Raw genomic sequence first — 23268 nt, 5'->3', positions numbered from 1 at the left:
GCGCAGGCCGATCCCGGGGCGCGGCGGTGTTCGCACCGGGCGGCCGGCATCGGCCGGTAGTCGGTGGTGAAGGAGCGGTCGCTCTTCAGCTGCCGGCCGGCCATCAGGATGGAGAGACGAGGGCGCCGGTGCGCTCGGTACCGACGGTGTAGAGCAGGTCTCTCATCCCGTACGCGTCGATGGCGCGGGTGGTCGCGCCCTGCGGGGCGTTGAAGCCGATGACCTCGCGGACGGCCCCCGGGTGTGGTCGCGCACGCTCCGCGGAGGGACTGGCCGCTTTCAGCCCCACCCCACTGCGAGCGCCATTCGCGGCGCAGCCCAGGAGGCGTGTTGAGCCGTCCGGGTCACGGACCGGCCCGCAGAAACGATCACGTGTGCGGCGCGGCCGAACGACCGTGCCGGAACCCGCAAGGATCGAGAAGCCAAGATCCTCTTTCTTCGAAGGAGACAGCACGGCTGTGCGCTCCCGTCGTGCCGGGATGGCCGTGGGGCTGTCCTTGCGGGGCACCGGCGTACGACGGGCTCGGACCGGTTCCGGGCTCCGCGACCGCCGCTGATCTCCTTCGGATCCGGATGAGAAGGACTTCATGAGCAGCAGCGCCAACACCCAGGCACCCTCCGGGCTCCTGGCCGACATCAGGCACCGATCCGACGGCCACCACCAGGTGTTCGGCATTCACCTTCGGTGGCAGATCGGTGAAAACCGGCCCGACCACGGAACCTGGCCCCCGCCGGCGGACTGGAACGAAGGTGACGCTCCCTACCCGCACGTCTACGAGGTGTGGATCAACGGTGAGGCCCGGCAGACGGTGTTCCTCCACTGGTCGGCCTGGGACTGGTCCCCGTCCAACTCCCACTGGGTGGACCTGGGTGAAGAGCCCGACGCCGAATACCGGGTGAAGATCCGGGCCAAGGCCGACGGTTCGTTCACCCCGTTCACCAACGAGGTCACCGTCGCCGCGGCCGCCGCGGTGGCCTGGTCCGCCCCTCCGAAGCCCCGGGGCGCCAAGTCCGGCGCCGACCGCTCTCCGCGTCACGGCACGATGAACGACCCGCGCAGCCGGGCCGCCGCCGCGATCAGGGACGAGGACCCGTCACCGATCTGCGCGAAGGCCCGGGCCGAGAACAGCAGCAGCACCTGGCAGGAGGTGCTGCCGGGCGCCGACCGGATGCTGGCCGACTACCCCTGGAACCACGCCCTGCGCTATCTGGAGTACCGAAAGTTCTTCGAGGGCAGCACCGTCGCCTCCACCGGGAACCCGGAGTTCGCCGGTCTCGACCTCGTTCCCAGCGCGGATCTCGGCGACTGGCCCACGACCCGGCTGGATGCCTCGGCCGCGAGCCACACGTTCTCGTACGACTACATGGCCTATCACACCGACGAAACCTGGTCGCACCGCTGGTTCCTCACCCGCGAGGGGTGGAACCCCCGCAGCGGACTCTCATGGGAGGACCTGGAGCCCGTTCCGTTCCTGGTCGAAGTCCAGGGAGCCCCGCGTGAGGAGGACTCGACCGCTTGGGAGTTCGCCACCCTCCCGACCCGAAGCGGGCGGGCCGCGATCGTGCATGTCTGGGGCGGTCACGGCGGCCCGAACACCCCCGACGGCGGGAACGGCGGCAACACCGGCGAGTTCTTCCTGTCCGTGTGCGACGTGGTGTTCGACTGACGTCCTCCGGATCCGCCTGCCCGGTCAGGGGCAGCGGAACGGGTGAGCGTCCATGGGAGGGGCGGCCTCGCGAAGCCGCGGCCGCCCCCCTCGCGCCACCCCGCCGAAGCCCTGTGCCGGGTCATCGCCGACCGGCTGTCAGCGACGCGGGGAGGGCAACGGCAGGGAGAACCAGACCGCCTTGCCCTCCTGTGTCGGTGGCGTGCCCCAGGATCCGGCGAGGGAGTCGACGAGGAGCAAATCTCGGCCCGGTTCCGCGTCCGGGGCGGCCAAGCGGGCCTGCGGAAGCACCGGGCTCGTGTCACGGACCTCGACACCCAGCTCCCGACCGGCCCGCCGCGGCCGGAGCCGTACGGGCCCGCTGCCGGGGCGCACCGCGTTGGAGAGCGGCTCGGAGGCCAGCAAACGGGCCGTCTCACGCAGCTGCTCGTCGTCCTCGCCCCACGCCGCCAGGGTGGCGCGCAGGAAACGCCGGCCGTCGGCCCCGCTGCTCGGGGCGGCGGCGTCCAGGACGAGGGGTCCGCGCGGTGGCAGGGGTCTCGGGGGTGCGTACGAGGAGCAGGGTGCCGTCGTCGGATCGTCGTCGGCGTCCGGGAGCAGGTCCGTCAGCAACCGGTCCGCAGCGGCTTCCAGGGATCCGGGCGTCGCGAGGCCCTTCTCCTGCGCCGCAGCGCGCCCGGCGCGACCGCGCGCCGGCCCTCGTGATCGGTAACCTCGCCGGCCCCCGAGCGGCACGCTCACCTCGACCCCGGCAACGGGCTCAGCCCGGGTGCGGCGGCGGATGCGGACGCCTCGGGCCGCATGGTGCCCAACTCGCCGCGGGCCTGTGTCCTGTCGGCACGCTGCGCCCGTGCCGCCCCGCCGCCGATCAGCCGGCCGCGCAGGGCTCGGCCGCCCCGTTCGGGCAGGGCTCCCCGTCGTCCAGGGAGGTGGGAGGGGGCCCATCCGGAGGTTTCACCGACCGGTGACCACGATCTCGCGCTTGAGGATCTTTCCGGTGGGGCCCTTGGGGAGCTCGGCCGTGAAGATGACGATCCGCGGGTACTTGTACGCCGCCACCCGATCCCTGACGTACTCCCGGATCTCCTCGGCCGTGGCCTCGGCACCGGGACGGAGCACGATCACCGCTGCGATCTCCTCCCCGTGGAACGAGTGCGGCACGCCGACGACGGCGGCTTCGGCGACGGAGGGGTGTGCGTACAGCACCTCCTCGACTTCCCGTGGGTACACGTTGTAGCCACCGCGGATGATCAGGTCCTTCTTGCGGTCGACGATGAAGTAGAAGCCGTCCTCGTCGACACGCGCCAGATCACCGCTGTGGAACCATCCGTCGTGGACCGCCTCCGCCGTGGCCTCGGGGCGGTTCCAGTAGCCCGTCATGAGGTTCTCGCCGCGGATCGCGATCTCACCGACCTCTCCCGGGGGCACCGCCCCGCCGCCCTCGGCGACGAGCTTCATCTCGACTCCGCGGACGGGCTGTCCGATCGAGCCCGCCTTGCGCGGGCGGTCCGGGTGGTTGAAGGCGGCGACCGGTGAGGTCTCGGAGAGTCCGTATCCTTCGAGGACGGTGACACCGAAGCGCCGCTCGAAGCCGTGCAGCACCTCTACCGGAAGCGAGGCGCCGCCCGAGACGGCCAGGCGGAGTCCGCGGGCGCTGAAGCCTTCGGGGAGCTCGGCATGGAGCAGCGCCGCGTACATCGTCGGCACGCCGAGGAACACGGTGACCCCGTCGCGGGCGATGGTCTCCAGGGCGCGCTGCGGCTCGAACCGCGGCAGCAGGGTCAGCGTGGCGCCGGCGGCAACGGCCGTGTTCAGCGCGCAGGTCTGGCCGAAGGCGTGGAAGAGGGGCAGGCCGCCGAAGAGCACGTCGTCGGGTCCGAGCTGGAGCAGCGTCTCGGCCGCGGTGGCGGCGTTGGTGGCCAGGTTCCGGTGGGACAGCTCGGCCCCCTTCGGCGTCCCGGTCGTGCCCGAGGTGTAGAGGATGAGGGCCGGGTCGTCATCGGTACGGTCGACGACGCCGGGCACCGGTGCGTGGGCCCGCAACACGTCGTCGAAGTCCGCGGGCTCGGTCACCAGGCATTCGGTTCCGGTCTCGGCAGCGGCCTTCACGGCCTCGTCCGCGAACACGGGGAACACCAGCACGATCCGCGCCCCGCAGTCGCGCAGGGTGAAGGCCACCTCGCGGGCTTTGAGGAGCGGATTCATCGGCACGACCACGCCGCCGGCCCGCAGGATGCCGTAGTAGACGACCGGGAACAGCGGCACGTTGGGCATGGTCAGCGCGATGCGGTCACCGGGCTGGACGCCGCGGTCACGCAGGAGGGCGGCTACCCTGGCGCTCGCGTCGTCCAACTGGGCGTAGGTGAGCGTACTGCCGTCATGGCGGACGGCGATGCGATCGCCCTGGGCCGCGGCGGAGTCCACGAGGAACGTGGCGAGGTTGGTCATGTCGGCAATCTCCTTGGGTTCGTCTCGGCTCGCGACGCGGCAGCCCGAGGGCGGACCACGTCACGAGGGGTGGTGACCCCGTCGCGGGCGCGGGGGATGCCGGTGCCGTGCGACCGGGCGACCGGGCGACCGGAGCCGCAACCACGGCCGCAGCCATGGCCGCAGCCATGGCCATGGCGCCTGGGCCCGGGCTGATCGTGGTCCTCGAAGTCGGCGGCGGCTCGACCGCGCACGTCACACCGTTCGTGTCCGCCTCCGTGCCCTCGCGCGTTCGCCGGCCCAGGGCGGTCGCCCCGTGCGGACCGGGCCGGTGAACGGCGCCATGCTAGGTTGCCCACTCATCGCCGTGCTTGTCCTGGCGTGACAGGAGACTTTTCTTTTCGGGACAGTCTTGGAGCGTGCACATGAGGCCCCTGGTCCGCACCGCAGCCCTCAGCGGCTACGTCGAGCTGTGTCGATCGCTCGGTATCGACCCTCAGCCGCTGATGAAGCGCGTGGGCCTGGACACCGCCGCCCTCGCCGTCCAGGACCGGTGGATCTCCGGCTCCGCCGCGGTCCAGGTGTTGGAACTGTCGGCAGCCGCCACGGGTCACGAGGACTTCGGATTGCTCATGGCGGAGTTCCGGCGCTTCTCCAACCTCGGCCCCATCAGTCTGGTCGTCCGTGAGGAACCCGATGTGCGGAGCGCCCTGGGGCTGTTGATCCGCCATCAGCACATGTACAACGAGGTCCTGGACACCCGGCTGTCCGAGGGGGACGGGCTGGCCACGTTGAAGGTCGACCTGCGTCTCGGCGAAGCGATGGAGACCCGGCAGGCCACGGAGCTGGCCGTCGCCGCCTACCACCGGATCCTGCGCGACTTCCTGCACACCCGGTGGCAGCCGCTCTCCGTCTGGTTCAGGCGCCCGGCACCGGCGGACGTCTCGACGCACCGGCGTGCCTTCGGCCCCATCGTGGAGTTCGACCGCGAGTTCGACGGCATCGTCTTCTACGCGGGCGAACTCGACGCGCCCAACGCGATGGCGGATCCGCTCCTGCGCGCGTACGCCCACCAGTACTTCGAGGCGATCACCGTGCCCCGGGACACCACCGCCGCGGACCGGGTGCGCGAGCTGATCGAGGTCCTGCTGCCGACGGGGCGCTGCTCGATCGAGCAGGTCGCCCGCAGCCTGGGCGTGGACCGGCGGACCGTCCACCGGCACCTGGCCTCCTCGGGCGAGACGTTCTCCTCGCTCCTGAGCGCCACCCGCCGGCACCTCGCGGAGCAGTTCGTCGCGAACCCACGGCGCTCGCTCACGGAGATCTCCGACCTGCTGGGCTTCTCCTCGCTGAGCGGTTTCTCGCGCTGGTTCCACGAGCAGTTCGGGTGCAGCCCCCGGGCATGGCGCAGCGCCAGGAGCCGACCCCGGCTCCCCGGCCAGGACTGACACCGCGGGCCCGACGGGCTCGGCACGGCACGGCACGGCACCCGATGTCCCCAAATGACAAATTTTCTGTCCCTGAGAGTCAAGCGATCACGGTTGCCCGCCCCTACCTTGGCACCACCGCAGAGACGCGGTCGGCCGCCGGACGGGACGGGAGCGGGTTCCCCTATGCACGCTTCCTCCGGACCGGTCGATCGTACGAGGGCCGCCATGCGCCCACTGTCCCCGGTGACCCCCATCCATCCTCGCCGGACGTCACATCCCCTCACATCGCACGCGGCGATGCTTCCGGCGAGTGATCACCGATCGCACGAAGGAGACGGACCGTGCACTTCCACGACGACTCACTCTTCCCGGAGAACCAGGAGAAGCTGGTGATCCAGGCCGCTCCCTACGGGCCGGAGTGGCTGCCCGGCGACGCCGACGACCTCCCCCTGACGATGGACGAGCACGTACAGGCGGCCGTGGACTGCTACAACGCCGGTGCCACCGTGCTCCACATCCACGTACGTGAGCTCGACGGCAAGGGTTCCAAGCGGATGTCCATGTTCAACGAGCTGCTGGGCCGGCTGCGCCAGGCCGTGCCGGACATGGTCCTGCAGATCGGCGGCTCGATCTCGTTCGCTCCGGAGGGCGAGGGCAGCGAGGCCAAGTGGCTGAGCTACGACACCCGCCACCTGCTGGCCGATCTCGACCCCGCGCCCGACCAGGTGACGATCGCGATCAACACCAGCCAGATGAACATCGTCGAGATCATGACCGCCGACGACCTGGCAGGCACCTCGATCGCGAAGCCCGAGTACTACAAGGCCTACCGCGACATGGTCGTCGAGGCGGGCCCCGACTTCTACCTGGAGCACCTGGAGCGGCTGCGCGAGAGCGGCATCCAGCCGCACTTCCAACTCGCCACGCTGGCACAGCTCGAAACCGTGGAGCGGCTCATCCGAGCCGGCGTCCACACCGGCCCGCTGATCCTCAACTACGTGGCCATCGGCGGCGGTTTCGCGGGCCGGCACCCGGCAGACCTGATCGAGTTCGTCCGTCGCACCCCGGACGGCGCCGTCCTCACCATCGAGAGTTCCATGCGCGCGGTGGCGCCGATGAACGCGATCGGCATCGCGCTCGGTGTGCACGTGCGCGTGGGCAACGAGGACAACCTGTGGCGGCGGAAGGGCGAGCGCATGACCACCCTTGAGCAGATCGAGCAGATGGTGCACATCTCCGAGGCGCTCGGCCGCGACATCGCGACGGGCGCCGAGGCCAAGAAGATCTACAAGCTCGGCGAGTACTACTCCGGGGCCAACGAGACGCTGGCCCGTCTCGGCATGGTGCCGAACCGCCGACCCGGTCAGCGCGGCCCCATGCTGCGCGTCGTCTGACCGCGGCACGGAACCCACCACACCGCCGTGCCGCCGTGCCGCCGCGCCGGCTATGGACCCACGGGGCTGCCGTGACCCACGGGACTGTCGTAGCCCACGGGGCTGTCGTGGCCCCGGGGCTGCCGGAAGGGGCCCTCGGCACCGGCGGCCCCTTCCTCCCTTCCCCACCTCCCACGAACAACGGAGCACGCCCATGGCCCACGCCATTCGCTTCAAGGAGACCGGCGGTCCCGACGTCCTGCGCCGGGAAGAGGTCGTCGTCGGCGACCCCGGTCCGGGCGAGGTACGGATCCGGCACGAAGCCGTTGGACTCAACTTCGCCGACACCTACTTCCGCAGCGGCCTGTATCCCGCACCGCTGCCCGCCGGACTGGGTGTCGAGGCCGCGGGGGTGGTCCAGGCCGTGGGTGAAGGCGTCACCCATGTCGCCGAGGGCGACCGGGTCACGTACACCGGAAGCCCGCTCGGTGCCTACAGCACGGAACGGGTGATGCCCGCCGGCTCTTTGATCCGGCTGCCGGACGGCATCGGCTTCGAGACGGCCGCCTCGATGACCATGCGCGGCCTCACTTCCGCCTACTTGTTGCGCAGGATCCACCCGCTGAAGGCCGGGGAAACGATCCTGCTGACTGCGGCGGCGGGTGGTGTCGGCCTCCTCGTCTGCCAGTGGGCCAAGCTGCTCGGGCTGACCGTCATCGGCACCGTCTCCACCGAGGAGAAGGCCGAGCTCGCCCGCGCCCACGGCTGCGACCACGTCATCCGCTACCCGCGCGAGAACGTGGCCGAGCGGGTACGCGAGCTGACGGACGGCGTCGGCGTCCCGGTCGCCTTCGACAGCATCGGCAGGTCCACCTACGCCGCCTCGCTGGCCTCGCTACGGCGCCGCGGTCTGCTGGTCTGCTTCGGTACGGCGTCCGGACCGGTCCCGCCCATCGACGCCATGCAACTGGCGGTCAGCGGCTCCCTGTTCGTCACCCGGCCGGCGCTCGCCGACTACATAGCCGACCCTGCGGAGCGAGCGGCGCTGGCGGGAGAGCTCTTCGACCACGTCGCTTCCGGACGCATCGCCATCGAGATCAACCAGCGCTACGCGCTCGACGACGCCGTACGGGCACACCGCGAGCTGGAGTCGGGGCGGACCACGGGATCGTCCGTCTTCGTCCTCTGAGCCGCTGCCACATCACGCGCGTCTCCACCCTCTCCAGGAGGAAGCACCATGGAAAAGACCGTCTCTACCCCGGAAGGCGCACCCTGGTCGGTGCGCGCCCACTCCCGCGGCTCGATCAAGGTCGAGCCGCTGACCTGCACCATCGGAGCCGAACTCTCCGGAGTGAACCTCGGCGACGCCGTGCGCGACGACGACCTGTTCGCCGAGATCAAGGCCCTGCTCCTGCAGTACAAGGTGCTGTTCCTGCGGGAACAGGACATCACGCGCGCCGACCACGTCGCCTTCGCCGAGCGCTTCGGCCCGCTCGAGGACCACCCGGTGGCCGGCAGCGACCCCGACAACCCCGGCCTGGTACGGATCTACAAGGACCCGGACAGCGCGCCCGAGCACTACGAGAACGCGCTGCACACCGACGCCACCTGGCGCGAGAACCCGCCCATGGGCGCCGTGCTGCGCTGCATCGAGTCGCCCCCGGTGGGCGGTGACACGATCTGGGTCAACATGGCCGAGGCCCACCGCCGACTGCCGGAGCACGTCAAGACACAGATCCGGGGACTGCGGGCCCGGCACAGCATCGAGGCCACCTTCGGCGCCGCCATGCCGCAGGAGGAACGTCACGCGCTGGCAGCACGGTTCCCCGACGCGGAGCACCCGGTGGTGCGCACCCACCCCGAGACGGGCGAACAGATCCTCTTCGTCAACGCCTTCACCACGCACTTCGTCAATTACCACACCCCCGAGAACGTGCGCTTCGGGACGGACTACGCCCCCGGCGCGGGCCTCCTGCTGAACTACCTGATCAGCCAGGCCGCCGTCCCCGAGTACCAAGTGCGCTGGCGCTGGACGCCGAACAGCGTCGCCATCTGGGACAACCGCTCCACCCAGCACTACGCCGTCCAGGACTACTGGCCCGCCGTCCGCAAGATGGAGCGCGCCGGAATCGTCGGCGACAGGCCTTTCTGACCCGGACCCTCTCCCTTCCTGGCCCTTTCCCTTCCTGGCCCTTTCCCTTTCCGCCAAGAGCAGTTGAGGTGATGACAATGGGGTTTCTCACCACTGCGGCACCCGCCCCGGGAAGAACCGGTTCCGGTTCCTCGGAGTGGCCCGTTTCCCGGCGCTACGCCTGGGTGGTCTTTGCACTGAGTTTCGGACTCCTGCTCTCGGACTACATGTCCCGGCAGGTCCTCAACGCCGTCTTCCCGATGCTGAAGGCCGACTGGCTCCTCTCGGACTCCCAACTGGGGTCCCTCAGCGGCATCGTGGCGCTGGCGGTCGGTCTGCTCACCCTCCCGCTCTCTCTGCTGGCCGACCGATGGGGCAGGGTGAGATCCCTGGTCATCGCAGCCACGATGTGGAGCCTGGCGACCCTGGGCTGTGCGGTGGCGGCCAGCTACGACCAGATGTTCACCGGCCGGCTCTTCGTCGGCATCGGCGAGGCCGCGTACGGCAGTGTCGGTATCGCCGTGGTCCTCAGCGTCTTCCCGCATGCCCTGCGGGCGACGCTCTCGGGGGCCTTCATCGCCGGCGGGGCCTTCGGCTCGGTCCTGGGCATGTCCATCGGCGGCGCCGTGGCCCAGGCGTACGGCTGGCGCTGGGCGTTCGGCGTGATGGGCGTCTTCGGCCTGGTGCTCGCGGGCATCTACGCCGTGGTGGTCAAGGAGAAGCGGCTGGCCCCGCGGCAGGATCCCGCGGTGGACGGGGCCGGCACGGATGAACGCGACCGTCTGAGCGTGCTCCTCCCGCGACTGTTCTCCTCCGTCTCGGTGGTCAGCGCCTACGTCGGCAGCGGTCTGCAGCTGTTCATCGCGGGAGCCCTGATCGCCTGGCTGCCCAGCTACTTCAACCGCTACTACGACATGCCCACCGCACGGGCCGGAGCGACCGCGGGCCTGTTCGCCCTGGTGATCGGTATCGGCATGATCGTCGGCGGCATCGTCTCGGACCGGATCAGCCGGCGCGCCCCGATCCGCAAGTGGGCCGTCGCCATCAGCTGCAGCATGGGCTCCCTCGTCCTGCTGATGACCGCGTTCCGCCTGCCGGCCGGCTCCGTACAACTGCTCGTGCTGGGGCTGGGAACCGTGCTGTGCGCCGGAACGGCCGGGCCGGGGGCCGCCATGGTGGCGAACCTGACGCCCGCTGCCATCGCCGCCACGGCGTTCGCCACGCTCACGCTGGCCCAGAGCCTGCTCGGACTCGCCCCCGGCCCCGCGGTCACCGGGATGCTCGCCGACCGGCTCGGTCTGCTCGGCGCGCTCCGGCTCGTCCCGCTCGTGGCGATCGCGGCCACCGCGGCGTTCCTGATCGGCCGCCACTCCTACGACCGTGACGTACGCCGTCTGACCGGGGTCGCTCCGCAGACGGAGCCGCAGAAGACGGAGGTGTCCTCATGAGCGGTACCACCGAGCCGGTGGTCGTGATCGTCCCCGGCCTGCGCGACCACGTCGAGGAGCACTGGCAGACCCTGCTGGCCGATCGGCTCATCGAAGCCGGGCGCAGCATGCACACCGTGCCCCCGCTGATGCAGGACCGGCTGAGCTGCGAGGCAGGCGTCGCCGCACTGGGCGAGGTGATGGTGCAGATAGCGGGGCCCGTCGTACTGGTTGCCCACAGCGCCGGTGTGATCACCACCGTCCACTGGGCCCGGCGACATGCGGCGCAGGCGCAGGTGCAGGGGGCGCTGCTGGTGACGCCGCCGGACTTCGAGCAGCCCTTGCCGGAGGGCTACCCCACCACCGACGTGCTCGACGGGAACGGCTGGAACCCGGTACCCCGCTCGCAACTGCCCTTCCCCGCCATCGTCGCGGCCAGCTCGAACGACCCCCTGGGCACCGTCGAGCGAGTAGCCGAGCTGGCCCGGAACTGGGGTGGCCGCCTCGTGGAACTCGGCGATGTCGGCCACCTCAACCCCGCCTCCGGCCATGGCCCGTGGCCGAGGGCGGAGGAACTCCTCCGCGAGCTCGAACACGGCTGATCCCGCGTACAGCCCCCGCGAAGGACGACGATGCACACCGGCACCGGCGGGTGACAGGATCCCGAACGGGCGTCGCCGGATGGGTTCAGTGCTCGCAGAGGGAGAATTCTCGCTCGTAGAGCTGCTCGTTGTGTTCGTCGACGAAGAACTTGCGTTCTTGCATGAGTTGTTCCCGGTAGTTCTTGGCCTGCTCGAGCGTCATGGTCGAGGTGCCGGACCAGGGTTGTTGCGGCGGCACATCGGATGTCGAAACGATCCTTTCCGACGGATCGACCAAGAAGAACGCCAGGATTTTGCGGTGTCCCGGGCGTGTGGGGTCCGCCAGGCGGAACGAGCCGACGCGGTGTTGCAGGATGTTCGGGAACGCCAGGCAGCGGCCCGCTGGGGTCGCTGTCGATCCCAGCATCTGGTTCAGTGCGTCTTCGTCCTCCAGGCCGTAGACCTCGCGCAGGCCGTCGTCGTCGTTCTGTTCGTAGTTCGGGTCGTCGAGCGCCGCCCGGAAGCTCAGTCGGCTCTCGGTGATGTTCTCGCTGTCCCAGTAGTAGATGCCGGTCGAGACGATCCGCTCGTTCATCATCCCCTCGACGTGCCAGGAACCGCCGGGGTACTCGGGCTTGTCCGGGGTGAGGTGAATGGTGGCGAGCTTGACGATGACCTGCAGGCGGCGACCGCGCAGGTCGACTCGGGAGGATTCTCCGGGCAACTCGGGCGCGGTGAAGTCCGGGGCGTCCGGGACGTCCGGGCGACGGTTTTCCCACCAGTCGTCCTGGGCTTCTCCCCATGCACGGATGGCTTCTGCGTAGGCCCCGTCGTCGTTGTAGGAGGTTCTCTTCGGATACTCCGGCTTCGAGTCGTACCACCCGTAAGGATCGGCCTCGATTCGCAGGGGTCGCGGATGGCGCAGATCGGTGAGCACGTTCTCCAGCAGCGGGCGGAAGCACGCGAACAAGTCCGGCAGGACGGAGGCCAGTTCGCGATGGGCCTCGGGGTGGACGTTGTTGACGTACGAACGGAAGGCGACGGCGCCGTCGTCACTGACGTCGACGTCTGTGGGCAGCCACTGGAACTTCTCCGAGAACTCGTACTTCGAGTAGCGGTCCGTCGGGTTCTCCCAAGCCCTCTCGGGCGCCCCGCTCACCTCTCTCACCAGGCAGAACAGTGAGGGATGAACCAGATCCAGTACCTGGCCGTCGGATCCGGGATGCCAGTCCCGTTCCGCTTCGGGGGCCTGCTCCAGAACCCGAACCGCCTCGCGCAGCCGGAATCCGAGCTCGTCGTCGACCAGTGCGTCCGACTGCCACACCCCGTCGACGGCGGACACCTCGAGGCCGGTTCGTCCGTCCCTCAGCGCGGCGTAGTGCAGGAGTTCGGCAAGCACGTAGCGAACCTGCGCTGCGGTGAGGCCTTGGGCCATCGCTTCCTGCATCCACCTGGCGACGATGTCGGCGTCGTTCATCTTGTCGAACCACCCCGGCTTCGCCCGAATGAGCGCGCTGCACTGCATCATCTGGAGTTCCCGCAATGTTCGGGGCGTCGCGAACGACAGGGAACGGGAAGCAACGAAGGGCAGCGGGAAAGCAGACAGGCCGGTCAATTCTCTAGATCCTTGCCGTAGGTGTGCGGTGGCGGGAAGGATAGTTCAGCGGACTGACACCGCCCTCCCGTGGCCCCTGTCATCGCCGGCCCGGGCGGGACGGATTCCAGAGCCCGTCGGCCTCGCCACGGACGAGGTGGTCCTCGTAGATCCGCACTTTGTGCCACATCACGGCCAAGGCCTTCTGTAGCTCCTGGATCTGTTCCTCCACATGGTTTGCGTGCCGGCTCAGCAACTCCAGCCGCTCGTGTTCGTTTCCCGGTCCTTGGCGGACCAGCTCGATGTACTGACGGATCGTCGCCAGTGACATTCCGGAGGAGCGCAGCTTCGTGCAGATCGCCAGCCACTCCAGATCTTCCTCGTGATAGATCCGGCGGCCGTTGGACAGGCGGCGCACCGGGTTGGCGAACAGGCCTTCGCGCTCGTAGAACCGCAGTGCGTGAACGCTCAGCCCACTGCGCTCCGCGACCTCACCGATGCTCAGGTCCATGAGCGGCTCCTCTCGGGCAGTTGATCTAGACCCGACTCTAGGTTCTAGCGTCGAGCCGTTGCCCCATCGGGCGATCGGGAAAGGGAGAACGGGAAAGGGAGAACATGAGCGTTTGGTTCGTCACCGGTGCATCGCGCGGGCTCGGCGCGGAGATCACCCGCGAGGCGCTGGATCGAGGTCACAGCGTCATCGCCACGGCGAGGGACGCGTCGTCAGTACTCCGTGCGTATCCGAACAAGCCGGCCGGATTGCTGGCCGTGAACGCGGACGTGACCGAAGTGGGCCAGCTGACCGTTGCGGTGCAGGCCGGCCTGGCGAAGTTCGGCCAGATCGACATCGTGGTCAACAACGCCGGCTACGGGCTCGTGGGCGCGGTCGAGGAGGTCTCCGAGGAGGCTGCCCGGGCCCTGTTCGACGTCAACGTGTTCGGTGTGCTGAACACGCTGCGGGCCACCCTGCCGACGCTACGTGCCCGGAGATCCGGACATGTCTTGAACATCGGCTCCGTGGGCGGCTTCGCCACCGCTCCGGGCGTGGGCCTGTACGGTGCGTCGAAATTCGCCCTCGAGGGCATCTCCGAGGCGCTTCACGGTGAGCTGGCACCGCTCGGCGTCCGCGTCACGATCGTCGAGCCGGGCGGCTTTCGCACCGACTTCCTCAACAGATCGAGCATGCGGGTCGAACCGGCCTCCATCGCCGACTACGTCGCCGGCGCGGGACCGGTGCGCGAGGCATTGGCCCGGAACGACGGCCACCAGCCGGGAGATCCGGTGAAGGCAGCGAAGGCCATCGTCGACGTCACCGAGGCCGCCGAGCCTCCGCTGCGCCTGCAGTTGGGCGCGGATGCGATCGAGCGCGTCGAGGCGAAGCTGGACCTGGTGCGACGGGAACTCGACGGATGGCGCCACGTAGCACTTTCCACCGGCGTGGGGTGATGGCACCGAGGCGTGCTCCGAGCAGCCAAGCACCAGGAGATCCTCACCGGAGCCGTCACCGCCCGCACTCCCGCCACTCCATCGGGGGATTCGCAGGGAGCACACACCGGAACGTCACTATCCGAACAGGCCGACTTCAGCGAGTGACGGGATTCTGATGTCGGATCCGATGACCACCCTCGTGGCGGCGATGGCCACCAACGTCTGGGAAGGCACACGGGACCGGGTCGTGGAACTCGTCCGGCGCCGGGACCCGGATCGAGCGGCTGCTCTGCGGGCCCAGTTGAACGGCGACGCCGACCTCGTCCATGACGACCTGATACGTCCCGGGGCCCGACGGATCGCCGCGCTGCTGCGCGACCACCCCGAGGCGGCCGACGACGTGCGGGCCGTGGTCGAGAAGGCGTCCCTGCCCCACTCCGCGCAGAGCTTGGTCGCAGCACATCACCGCACACGTGGGCGGCGCGGCCTTCGGAGCGCAGGGACCCGGCAGCAGCGTCCACGTGCACCGCTACCGGCCGGCGTCCGAAGGCCCTCGCGGCCGCCGGCCGGCCGGCGGCCGCGCGAACGGCGCTCGACGAGGCCAGCCGACGGTCTGGGGGGTACGGACGTCCCCCTTGCCCATCGGTGGAACTGCCGCTTCTCGACTGTGGCAGTCGCGATCGAGGGGTCGCCCTCGGCATCGGCCAGCTGTTTGACCGCCTGCTACTCAGGTTGGGCGCGAAAGGACCGCATGCGGCTCCCAGGAGGGCCTTGCTCAGGCAGCGCCAAGACGGAACACTCCGACTTCGCCCGCCTCCCTAGGGCAATGGACCTGCTCGCCGACGCTCCGCCTCGCCGTCGGGAACAGCGGCAACACGCCCGGGTGACACGCCCCTGTTCGAGCGAGTTTCAACGCCACCAACACAGACGCGCCAAGCCCACCCAGCCGGACGGGAACATCCGTTCCCCTTTTGCCCCCGATCCGGCCGTGACGCACCCGGATCGAAGCCGTTGTTAGAGCACCAGTACCAGTCGTGCGCCCATCTGGAGGACCCCGTGAATCTCCTGCCGAAGCACCTCGACACCTTCCCCGAATTCGAACATTCCGAGCCCGCCCCGTTTCCGCGCCCTGCCGGTGGGAGTCGTGTTGACGCCGCATCGGCCTGCGGTCGCGGCTCACGACCGGATTTCAGGAGGGCCGCGTGAGCAAGGACTCGGCAAGCGGATCCGCCGCCGCGGGGGTGTCGGACTCCGAGCGGCTCCTCTTCGGCGGCGAGCTCGCCTACGACGTCGGCTGGGACCAGCACGAGGGCGCCTGGCTCAAGCTCGGGCTCTGGACGATGGCGCGCCAGCTCCCCCGGCTGGCGGGGACCGGCCTGCGACTCGCCCACCTCGCCGATGCACGGGCCCTGCGCGTGGTCCTGGCCTCCGAGACGGTCCGAGGCGTCGCCCAGGCGGTCGGCCTGGTCGCGGTCAACAGCGTGCTCGGCCACGTCCTGGCGGCCGGCAGCACCAACGATCGCCTCTCCCAGGCGGTCCCCGCGCTCACGGTCGTGGCCGTCACGGCGTTCCTCGGGTCGCTCCTGCGCTCGGCCTCGACGGCGGCCACCGGAACCCTGGAGCCGAAGGTGCAGCGGGTGGCGACCGAGCAGTACCTGGGGCTGGTGCATCGTACGGAGCTCGCGGCGATCGAGGACGACGAGTTCCACCGGCTCCTCGACGCGGCCCGGTACGGCGCCGACTCGGCCCGGCGCATGATCCGCTACTGCACCAACACCCTGAACTCCGCGGTGTCACTGATCGCCGCGGCCGGGGTGCTCACCGTCCTGCACCCGGTGCTGCTGCCGCTGCTGGTCCTGATGACCCTGCCGAGTGCGTGGAGTTCGCTGATGATCTCCCGCCAGCGGTACATCTCCTTCCACGCCTTCGTCCAACACGCCCGCGCCGGTCATCTGCTCGGCCAGCTGCTGACGCAGAAGGAGGCGGCTTCGGAAGTCCGCGTGCACGGCGTCGGGCCGTTCCTGCTGGGCCACTTCCGGACCATGGCCGAGACAAGCGAACGCGAGCAGACCCGGCTGGCCCGCCGGGCCGCCCGGATCGGGCTCGTCGCGGATGGCGCCGGCGGTATCGCCGCGCTCCTCACCTACGGCGCGCTGGGCGCGCTGCTGTGGGGCGGGGCCATGGAACTGGCGGTGGCGGGTACGGCCGTCCTGGCCATCCGCACCGGCGCCGCCAGCCTCGACACCCTGGTGCTCCAGGTCACCGAACTCCACCAGGAGTCCCTGTTCGTCGCCGACTTCGAGCGGCTGTGCCGGGAGGCCCGGGACCGGGCCATCCCGGAGGGCGGGAACCCGCTGCCCGAGCGGCTGCGGGAGGTCCTGTTCGAGAAGGTCACCTTCACGTACCCCGGCAGCGGCGGTGGCGGCGAGCCGGAACCCACCTTGCGCGAGGTGAGCCTGGCGTTCCCGATGGGGAAAATCATCGCGCTGGTGGGCGAGAACGGCTCCGGCAAGTCCACGCTGGTCAAGCTGCTGGCCGGCTTGTACCTGCCGGACGAGGGCAGCGGCACGATCTGGTGGGACGACGTCGACGCCCGCACCGCCGACCGCGACCAGGTCTTCGGCCGCGTCGCGCTGATGTCGCAGGACTTCTACCACTGGCCCTTCACGTTCCGGGTGAATGTGGGGATCGGGCAGCCCGGTCAGACCATCGACGACCGGGCCGTCGAGGAGGCCGCCGGCTTCTCGGGTGCCGACGAGGTCCTCGACGACCTGCCGCGCGGGCTCGGCACGCTGCTGGCCCGCGGCTACCGGGGCGGTCACCAGATCTCCGGCGGGCAGTGGCAGCGCATCGGTATCGCGCGGGCCAAGTACCGCGAGGCCGAGATCTTGATCGTGGACGAGCCCACCAGCGCCCTGGACGCGGTCGCGGAGCAGCGGGTCTTCGAGCAGATCAGGGCTCTGGCCGCGACGACCGGGCAAACGATCGTGCTCATCACCCACCGGCTCCATTCCGTCCGCCATGCGGACCTGATCCACGTCCTGAAGGACGGCCGGGTCGCTGAGTCGGGCACCTTCGAGGAACTGATGGACCCGGCCACGGGCACGGGGGACTTCCGCGACGCCTACCTCGTCCAGGCCGCTGCCTTCGACGCCACGATCCCCACCCAGTCCGCCGGCGATCACGACACCCTGCGCGCGGAGGACCACGCATGATCGCCGTTCCAACCCAAGACCGCGCTGCCCGGGCGCCCGCTGCACGGCATCGTCCTCGGCCCGGCCGACGAGGCGCGCATCCAGCACGGCCTGGGCCGTCTCACCAGCGCCTTGCACCGCAGCGCGCCCGGGCGGCCCGCCGCCTCGGCGACGGCCGCCGACAAGATCAAGCGTCACCTGGAGGGCGCCCGCCCGTACGTGTCGGACGGGGACGAGGACCTGGTGCTCGCCCTCGCCGGCACCTACGCAGGGCTGCCGCTGCCTTCGCGCGTTCCCACGCACGGAGACCTGCAGTACCGCAACGTCCTGCTCGACGACGACGGCGAACCACTCCTCTTCGACTTCGAGCGGTCCGAGTACAACACCGCAACGCGGAACTTGGTGCGGCTGAGCGACACCTGGACCGGCCGCCCGGACCTCCGCGCCGCCTTCAGACTCCGTCTCCGGCATCGGCTACGGCTACGGCTACGGCTACGGCACCAGCCACGGCGTCCCCGAGGTCACCGAACGCGGCCACCGCACCCTGCGCCGCCTCCACACCATCCACCACCCCTGAACCCGGCCCCACCGGTCCCACCATCCCTCTTCGAGGAAGGAACCCCGTGCCCGAACCCCGCCTCGCCACACCGGCCGACGCCGCAGAGATCGCCCGCCTGCGCTCGGACAACATCCTCAGCGAACCCCTCGACGAGACCTGGCTCGCCACGTGCGCCGACCAGCTCGCCTTACGCCTCCGGGACGGCGGAGACGCCCGCGCGTACGTCGTCGACTCCCCCACCGGCGGGCTCGCCACCTGCGCCCTGGGCCTGGTCCACGCCGTTCTGCCGGCTTCGAAGTACCCCGAGGGGCTGGCCGTACGGATCCATGCGGTTGCCACCGACCCCGCCCACCGGCGCCGCGGCTACGCCAAGGCCGCGCTCGCCGCGCTCCTCGACCACCTGGAAGGCGACGGCGTCACCCTCTACGAGCTGTACGCCAGCGAAGGGTCCGCCCCGCTGTACGAGCAGCTCGGCTTCGCCGCCGACCCGGCGCTGATGCGCATGACCCGCTTCCCCGCCCCGGCCGAAGGGAGCGGATCGTGAGCAGGAAGTGGCTTCCGCCGGAGGAGTTCGCCGCAGCGCTGCCGAAGGCCACGGTCTTCGGGGCCGTGTTCTTCACCGACGAGGGCGACCGGCCCGTCCAGCTGCGTGCCACGTACTCCAGTACCCACCCGTGGCAGTGGCAGGGCGGCATCGCGGAGGCGGGCGGGCGCCCGTGGGAGACGGCTGTGCGGGAGTGCCGGGAGGAGACCGGGGTCCACCTGGCGGGGCCGCCGAAGCTCCCGGCGACGGTGTTCGGGCTGCCGGGCAAGGAGTGGCCGCTGGCCACGGTCGGGTTCGTCTTCGACGGCGGACGGCTGCCTCCCGGGCAGCTGGCGGGGATCGTACTGGACCCGGACGAGCACGGCCAGGTGCAGGCTCTGACGGTGCCCGAGTGGCAGGAGCTGGTGCCAGGAAGGGACCACGTCCGGCTCGAGGCCGTGACGGCCGCCCGGCGCGCCGGGATCCCGGCGTACTTCGGCACCTGGGACGGGGAGGCCTGAATGAGCATCGTCTTGATGTCCGACCCGCGGGTCGCCGCGATCCCGGTCGCGGAGAACGGCGAGCCCCTCGCCGATGCCCGCGCCAGCGGTGACCTCCTCCTCGATGATCGCCGGGCCGATCCCGCACACGCCTTCGCGCACCTCCGATCCAGTGTCCTCGACCGGCTGCTGCACGCCCAGTCGCTGCTGCCCGATGGACTGCGCCTCCTCGTCGTCGAAGGTTTCAGGCCGCCGAGGCTCCAGCAGCACTACTTCGAGGAGTACGCGGCCGAGCTCCGCGCCGCCCACCTCGACTGGTCCGCGGAGGAACTGCGGGCGCAGGCCAGCCGGTACGTGTCGCCGCCGGAGATCGCCCCGCACAGCGCCGGCGCGGCCGTCGACCTGACCCTCGTCACCGCGGACGGTACCGAACTGGACATGGGCACCCGCGTCAACGCCAGCCCGGAAGAGAGCGCGGGCGCCTGCTACACCCTGGCCGACGGTCTCTCCCATCAGGCCCGGCTGCACCGCGCCACCCTCAGCCGCGCACTCACAGCCGCCGGACTCGTCAACTACGGCACGGAGTGGTGGCACTGGTCGTTCGGCGACCGCTACTGGGCCCTGATGACCGGCCAGCCCTCCGCCCTCTACGGACCCGCCTCCCAGCACCCCACCGACCGTTCCTGAGCCACCCGCCCCAGAGGGAGCACGCACCGCATGAGCACCACCCACACCGCACAGAACTGGCACGCCCACTACGAAGCCGGCCACGACTTCCGCCCCCTGACCGACACCGAGAAGGCGGTCCTCTCCGAGCAGCTGTCCCTGCCGGAGGGCACCCAGGGGGCCCGGGCCCTGGATGTGGCCTGCGGGACCGGCGAGCTCGCCCGGTTCCTCGCTGCGGCCGGGTACCAGGTAGACGCCGTGGACTGGGCCCGGTCCGCCGTCGAACGAGCCTCCGAGTCCTCGACCAACGGGGTCGTCTGCCACCAGCTCGACCTCACGGGCGGGGACCTCTCCTCCCTCGCCCCGGCCGGGACCGGCGGCTACCGGCTGATCACCATGCGCCGGGCCCTGGCCCACCTGCCCGACCGCACCCGCACGGTCGCCGAACTCGCCACCCTCCTCGACGAGGACGGCACGCTGTGCGTGATCACCCCGCACGCCGACCGGCACCGGGAAGAGCTCCGCGGGATCTGCCTGGACGACGCCGAGATCGACCTCCTGGCCGACGGCTGGCAGCACACCGAGCGCATCGAGGCCGACGGCTCCACGGTCCTGCTGCTGCGCGGGCCCAAGACCGACCCCGTCACCTACAGCGAGAAGCGGACCCCGAAGCCTGCCGCCATGGCCGGTGTCGCCGTCGTCGTCACCAACGACCGCGGGCAGGTCCTCCTCGGCTGGAACCCCTCCCGCGCCGTGTGGGAGCTCCCCGCGGGCAAGGTCGAGCCGGGCGAGGCGTTCGAGGCCACCGCGGTACGCGAACTCGCAGAGGAGGCCGGCCTGCACGCCCGGCCGGAGGCCGTGCTCCTCCTGGGCACGCTGTGCGACTCCACGCACGGCTTCACCCGAATCACCGAGATCGCCCGCCTCACCGACCACACCGGCGAGCCGGCCGTCCAGGAGCCGGAGCTGATCACCCGGTGGGAGTGGCACACCCCTTCCGCCCTGCGGTGCTTGCCCCAGCCACTGTTCACGGCATCCGCCCAGGCATTGAACACGGTGTGGCCGGGCCTCCTGCCCGACGTCCCGCCCGCGCACCACACGCCCAGGCCCACCGGAGACGTGGCGCTGACCTTCACCGAGCCTGCCGCGGCGGTGCGACTGCGCGAGCAGATGGTCCGCCACCTCACGGAAGCCGGGTGGACCGACACCCCGGAACTGAAACGGGCGTTCACGGCCGTGCCGCGGCACGCCTTCCTGCCCGAGCAGCCGCTCGTCCGCGCGTACGCCAACGAGGCCGTGGTCACCGTGTTCGACGAGGACACCGGGCGGTCGACGAGCTCGGCATCCCAGCCCGAGATGCAGGCGATCATGCTGAGCCGAGCAGGACTCCGGCCGGGCGGGAACATCCTGGAGATCGGCGGAGGCGGCTACAACGCGTCCCTGATCGCCGAACTCGTCGGCCCGACCGGGTCGGTGGTATGCGTCGAGATCTCCCCCTACGTCCACGCCCGCACCGTCCGCTTCCTGGCCGAGACGGGGTACGCGGACCGGGTCCGGGCCGTCCTGGGCGACGGCACCCACGGCGCCCCAAGGCACCTGATCCCGGAGAAGGGCTTCGACGCCATCATCGTGACGGTCGCCTCGAACGACGTGCCCTGGCGGTGGACCGGCCAGCTCGCGGAGGGCGGACACCTGGTGGTGCCGCTGCGGATCGGCGGGTTCACCCGGGCCGTCGGCCTGCGCAAGCAGGGCTCGGGGCTGGTGTCCACGGCGATCAGCCCGTGCGGATTCGTCCCCATGCAGGGTGCCGGCCGGTGGGACGAGACCCCGGTACCTGTCGGGGACACCGGCTACGGCATCCGCTGGGAGGACACCCCGCCCGCACCGCTCGACGGACTGGACCGCACCCTGGCCGCGGGCGGGGCGGAGCTGTGGACCGGGGTGACGGTACGCAGCGGGGAGACGTTCGAAGACCTGCAGCTGTGGCTGGCCACGTCCCTGAGCGGGTTCTGCCGAATGGACGGGGATCCGGACCGCCCGGGGCCGGTGCGGCTGCCGAAGCGATCGGGTGCCGAGGCCATCATCCTGGGACGCTCGCTGGCCTGTCTGCTGACGGAGCGGCGTGAGAACGACGAGGCCAACGGCACGTCCCTGTGGGAGTTCGGGGTCCAGGGCTTCGGGCCGGACGGCCAGGCCGCCGCCGACACCCTGGCCGCCGCGGTCCGGGCCTGGGACCGAGAACTGCGGGACCGGGCCACGCCCCGGCTGACGGTGATGCCCGCGGGCACCCCCGACTCCGCGCTCCCCTCAGGGGACGTCGTCGAGAAGTCCGACCGCCGCATCGTGGTCAGCTGGCCCGGCCGTGACGAGGCCCCCGGCCCCGCCGTTGGACGGAACACCGCACAAGAGGGGTTGGACGAGCAGTGATCATCTGGGACAACGGGGCCTTCGGCAGCGGGAAGAGCACCCTGGCGGCCGGCCTGCACCAGGCACTGCCCGGTTCGGTGGTGGCCGCCCGGAAGAGATCGGCGACCTGCTGCGCCGCACGCTCAACGGCCATCCCGCCGGGCTCCGCGACGACCAGGACTACCCGGCCTGGCGGCGCCTGACCACGGGCTCCATCGGCGAGATCGCCGCCCACGCGGGCGGCCACGCCCTCGCGCCCATGACCGTGCTCAAACCCGCATACGCCGCCGAGATGTTCCCACCCCTGCGCGCCTCGACCGGCCTCATCCCTCTCGTCCTCCATGCCGATCCGAACGAGCTGGGCGCCCGGATCGACTCGAGCGAGGAGTTCCCCGGTGATGAGGCCGGCAGCGAGGCCGTCCGCGCGTACCGGCGGCGCCGGGCGCCGGGCTACGCCGCTGCAGCCGCTGCAGCCGCTGCGTGGATGTACGCCGACGGCCACGTCATCGACACCAGCGCCCTGCAGGCGGACGCGGTCCTCCGGGCCGCCCTTACCCGCCTCCCTCCCGTCCACCTCACCACCGCCGATGGAGCCCTGACCAGCCTCCGGCTGGGAACCCGGCACCGCCGCCCGGCGGCCTGCCCGACCGCAGAGGCCTCGGTTACGGGGCCGGTGGTGGTGGCGGCGCGCAGCGGGTTGCCGCCGGCCGGGTCGAGGACGACGGCGTGCACGGTGACCGTGCCGGCTTCATCGCCCGGACCATCTCTCTCGGCATCGGCCCGACCGCCGGATGCCTCCGCCCCGTGATCGGAATCCCACCGGAGCCGGTGCTGTTCACGACTGATCCGGCCGTGATCGCGAAACCGGCCCCGGTCACCGCGATCACCGGGTTAGCGCCTGCTGCGTGGCGGCGACGTCGCCTTCGAGGGAGAGCGTGGGGTTCTGCCCGACGGCCACGTCGTAGTCGTCGGCCGCCAGGGCGTCGTACGCGCCCTGCCAGCCGGAGCCGTCCACGAATCCTCCGTGGACGAGCACGACGTTCCCGCCGTGTGCGTCGTCGGTCAGCTTTCCTCCAGTGCGCTGCGGGCCCGGACTGCTCGGACCGTGCGGCAAAACGACGGATGCGGCCGATTCCGCCGCTTCCCTCGTCTGACGTCCGAGGAGGTCGATGCGTTCGTCGGCGTCCGGTCCGGTGATGTCGGCACCGTAGGCATCGGTGCTGCGTTGGCGCATCGCGATGTAAAGCTGAACGGCGGCCTGTTCGTCGGAGACGGCACTGCGGGTGAGCGCGATGAACGGGTCGTTCCCGTCACGGGGCAGCTTCGGCCCCGCGGTGCCGATGACCACCAACTGCGGTCACG

At 70.6% G+C, this 23268-nt stretch carries 20 protein-coding genes and 1 pseudogene; 15 read left to right on the top strand and 6 right to left on the bottom strand.

Annotated elements, in window-relative coordinates; translation table 11 throughout:
• Positions 1-103: 103 nt before the first annotated feature.
• Positions 104-289 carry a hypothetical protein gene (locus OG594_RS39860; RefSeq protein WP_266607262.1) on the bottom strand — a complete coding sequence of 62 codons (186 nt, stop codon included), beginning with the start codon at positions 287-289 and terminating at the stop codon, positions 104-106.
• Positions 290-587: 298 nt separating this feature from the next.
• Between OG594_RS39860 and OG594_RS39855 the strand changes: the two genes are divergently transcribed.
• Complete coding sequence (locus OG594_RS39855) at positions 588-1667, top strand: lytic polysaccharide monooxygenase auxiliary activity family 9 protein (protein ID WP_266607261.1); 1080 nt, start codon at positions 588-590, stop codon at positions 1665-1667.
• A gap of 138 nt (positions 1668-1805) precedes the next feature.
• Here the strand turns inward: OG594_RS39855 and OG594_RS39850 are convergent, their stop codons facing one another.
• Complete coding sequence (locus tag OG594_RS39850; RefSeq protein ID WP_266607260.1) at positions 1806-2279, bottom strand: ATP-binding protein; 474 nt, start codon at positions 2277-2279, stop codon at positions 1806-1808.
• Positions 2280-2621: 342 nt separating this feature from the next.
• A complete protein-coding gene (locus OG594_RS39845) occupies positions 2622-4115 on the bottom strand; it encodes a long-chain fatty acid--CoA ligase (RefSeq protein ID WP_266607259.1) in 1494 nt (497 codons plus the stop codon).
• 404 nt (positions 4116-4519) lie between these two features.
• Here OG594_RS39845 and OG594_RS39840 point away from each other — a divergent pair, with 404 nt between their 5' ends.
• The 6 genes from OG594_RS39840 to OG594_RS39815 all read left to right on the top strand — a co-directional run bounded on the left by OG594_RS39840 (position 4520) and on the right by OG594_RS39815 (position 11057).
• Positions 4520-5542 (top strand): AraC family transcriptional regulator, encoded by a 1023-nt coding sequence (locus tag OG594_RS39840; RefSeq protein ID WP_266608808.1) that lies wholly within the window; start codon positions 4520-4522, stop codon positions 5540-5542.
• 323 nt (positions 5543-5865) lie between these two features.
• Positions 5866-6918, top strand: a complete 1053-nt coding sequence (locus tag OG594_RS39835; RefSeq protein ID WP_266607258.1) for a 3-keto-5-aminohexanoate cleavage protein — start codon at positions 5866-5868, stop codon at positions 6916-6918.
• Positions 6919-7111: 193 nt separating this feature from the next.
• Entirely contained in the window at positions 7112-8086 is a 975-nt protein-coding gene (locus OG594_RS39830; protein ID WP_266607257.1) for a quinone oxidoreductase, read from the top strand.
• Positions 8087-8134: 48 nt separating this feature from the next.
• Positions 8135-9049, top strand: a complete 915-nt coding sequence (locus OG594_RS39825; protein ID WP_266607256.1) for a TauD/TfdA family dioxygenase — start codon at positions 8135-8137, stop codon at positions 9047-9049.
• 164 nt (positions 9050-9213) lie between these two features.
• The gene (locus tag OG594_RS39820) at positions 9214-10476 is read left to right on the top strand and encodes an MFS transporter (protein ID WP_266607255.1); all 1263 of its coding nucleotides are present in this window, start codon (positions 9214-9216) and stop codon (positions 10474-10476) included.
• Complete coding sequence (locus tag OG594_RS39815; protein ID WP_266607254.1) at positions 10473-11057, top strand: alpha/beta hydrolase; 585 nt, start codon at positions 10473-10475, stop codon at positions 11055-11057. The genes OG594_RS39820 and OG594_RS39815 overlap by 4 nt, the downstream gene beginning before the upstream one ends.
• Positions 11058-11142: 85 nt before the next feature.
• Here the strand turns inward: OG594_RS39815 and OG594_RS39810 are convergent, their stop codons facing one another.
• Entirely contained in the window at positions 11143-12651 is a 1509-nt protein-coding gene (locus tag OG594_RS39810; RefSeq protein ID WP_266607253.1) for a DUF4246 domain-containing protein, read from the bottom strand.
• 79 nt (positions 12652-12730) lie between these two features.
• Complete coding sequence (locus OG594_RS39805; RefSeq protein WP_266607252.1) at positions 12731-13141, bottom strand: MerR family transcriptional regulator; 411 nt, start codon at positions 13139-13141, stop codon at positions 12731-12733.
• 104 nt (positions 13142-13245) lie between these two features.
• Here OG594_RS39805 and OG594_RS39800 point away from each other — a divergent pair, with 104 nt between their 5' ends.
• The 8 genes and pseudogenes from OG594_RS39800 to OG594_RS39770 all read left to right on the top strand — a co-directional run bounded on the left by OG594_RS39800 (position 13246) and on the right by OG594_RS39770 (position 22714).
• Positions 13246-14076: an oxidoreductase gene (locus tag OG594_RS39800; protein WP_266607251.1), complete on the top strand. Its 831-nt coding sequence runs from the start codon at positions 13246-13248 to the stop codon at positions 14074-14076.
• A 1322-nt stretch (positions 14077-15398) separates the two neighbouring features.
• Complete coding sequence (locus tag OG594_RS39795; protein ID WP_266608806.1) at positions 15399-17273, top strand: ABC transporter ATP-binding protein; 1875 nt, start codon at positions 15399-15401, stop codon at positions 17271-17273.
• A 24-nt stretch (positions 17274-17297) separates the two neighbouring features.
• Positions 17298-17717 (top strand): annotated as a pseudogene (locus OG594_RS47430) (phosphotransferase); the annotation flags it as partial.
• 158 nt (positions 17718-17875) lie between these two features.
• Positions 17876-18355, top strand: a complete 480-nt coding sequence (locus OG594_RS39790) for a GNAT family N-acetyltransferase (protein ID WP_266607250.1) — start codon at positions 17876-17878, stop codon at positions 18353-18355.
• The gene (locus OG594_RS39785; protein ID WP_266607249.1) at positions 18352-18855 is read left to right on the top strand and encodes an NUDIX domain-containing protein; all 504 of its coding nucleotides are present in this window, start codon (positions 18352-18354) and stop codon (positions 18853-18855) included. Before OG594_RS39790 ends, OG594_RS39785 begins: the two co-directional genes overlap by 4 nt.
• Positions 18856-19521: a M15 family metallopeptidase gene (locus OG594_RS39780; protein WP_266607248.1), complete on the top strand. Its 666-nt coding sequence runs from the start codon at positions 18856-18858 to the stop codon at positions 19519-19521.
• 30 nt (positions 19522-19551) lie between these two features.
• The gene (fxlM, locus tag OG594_RS39775; RefSeq protein WP_266607247.1) at positions 19552-21927 is read left to right on the top strand and encodes a methyltransferase, FxLD system; all 2376 of its coding nucleotides are present in this window, start codon (positions 19552-19554) and stop codon (positions 21925-21927) included.
• Positions 21863-22714, top strand: a complete 852-nt coding sequence (locus tag OG594_RS39770) for a hypothetical protein (protein WP_266607246.1) — start codon at positions 21863-21865, stop codon at positions 22712-22714. The genes fxlM and OG594_RS39770 overlap by 65 nt, the downstream gene beginning before the upstream one ends.
• Positions 22715-22789: 75 nt before the next feature.
• On the opposite strand, the gene OG594_RS47230 is transcribed toward OG594_RS39770, so the two are convergent.
• Positions 22790-23254: a hypothetical protein gene (locus tag OG594_RS47230; protein WP_323185430.1), complete on the bottom strand. Its 465-nt coding sequence runs from the start codon at positions 23252-23254 to the stop codon at positions 22790-22792.
• Between the last annotated feature and the right edge of the window lie 14 nt (positions 23255-23268).

Source organism: Streptomyces sp. NBC_01214 (assembly GCF_026340975.1).
Taxonomy (GTDB): Bacteria; Actinomycetota; Actinomycetes; order Streptomycetales; family Streptomycetaceae; genus Streptomyces.
The sequence above is the reverse complement of the archived record's forward strand: the minus strand, read 5'-3'. Positions and strand labels throughout refer to the sequence as shown.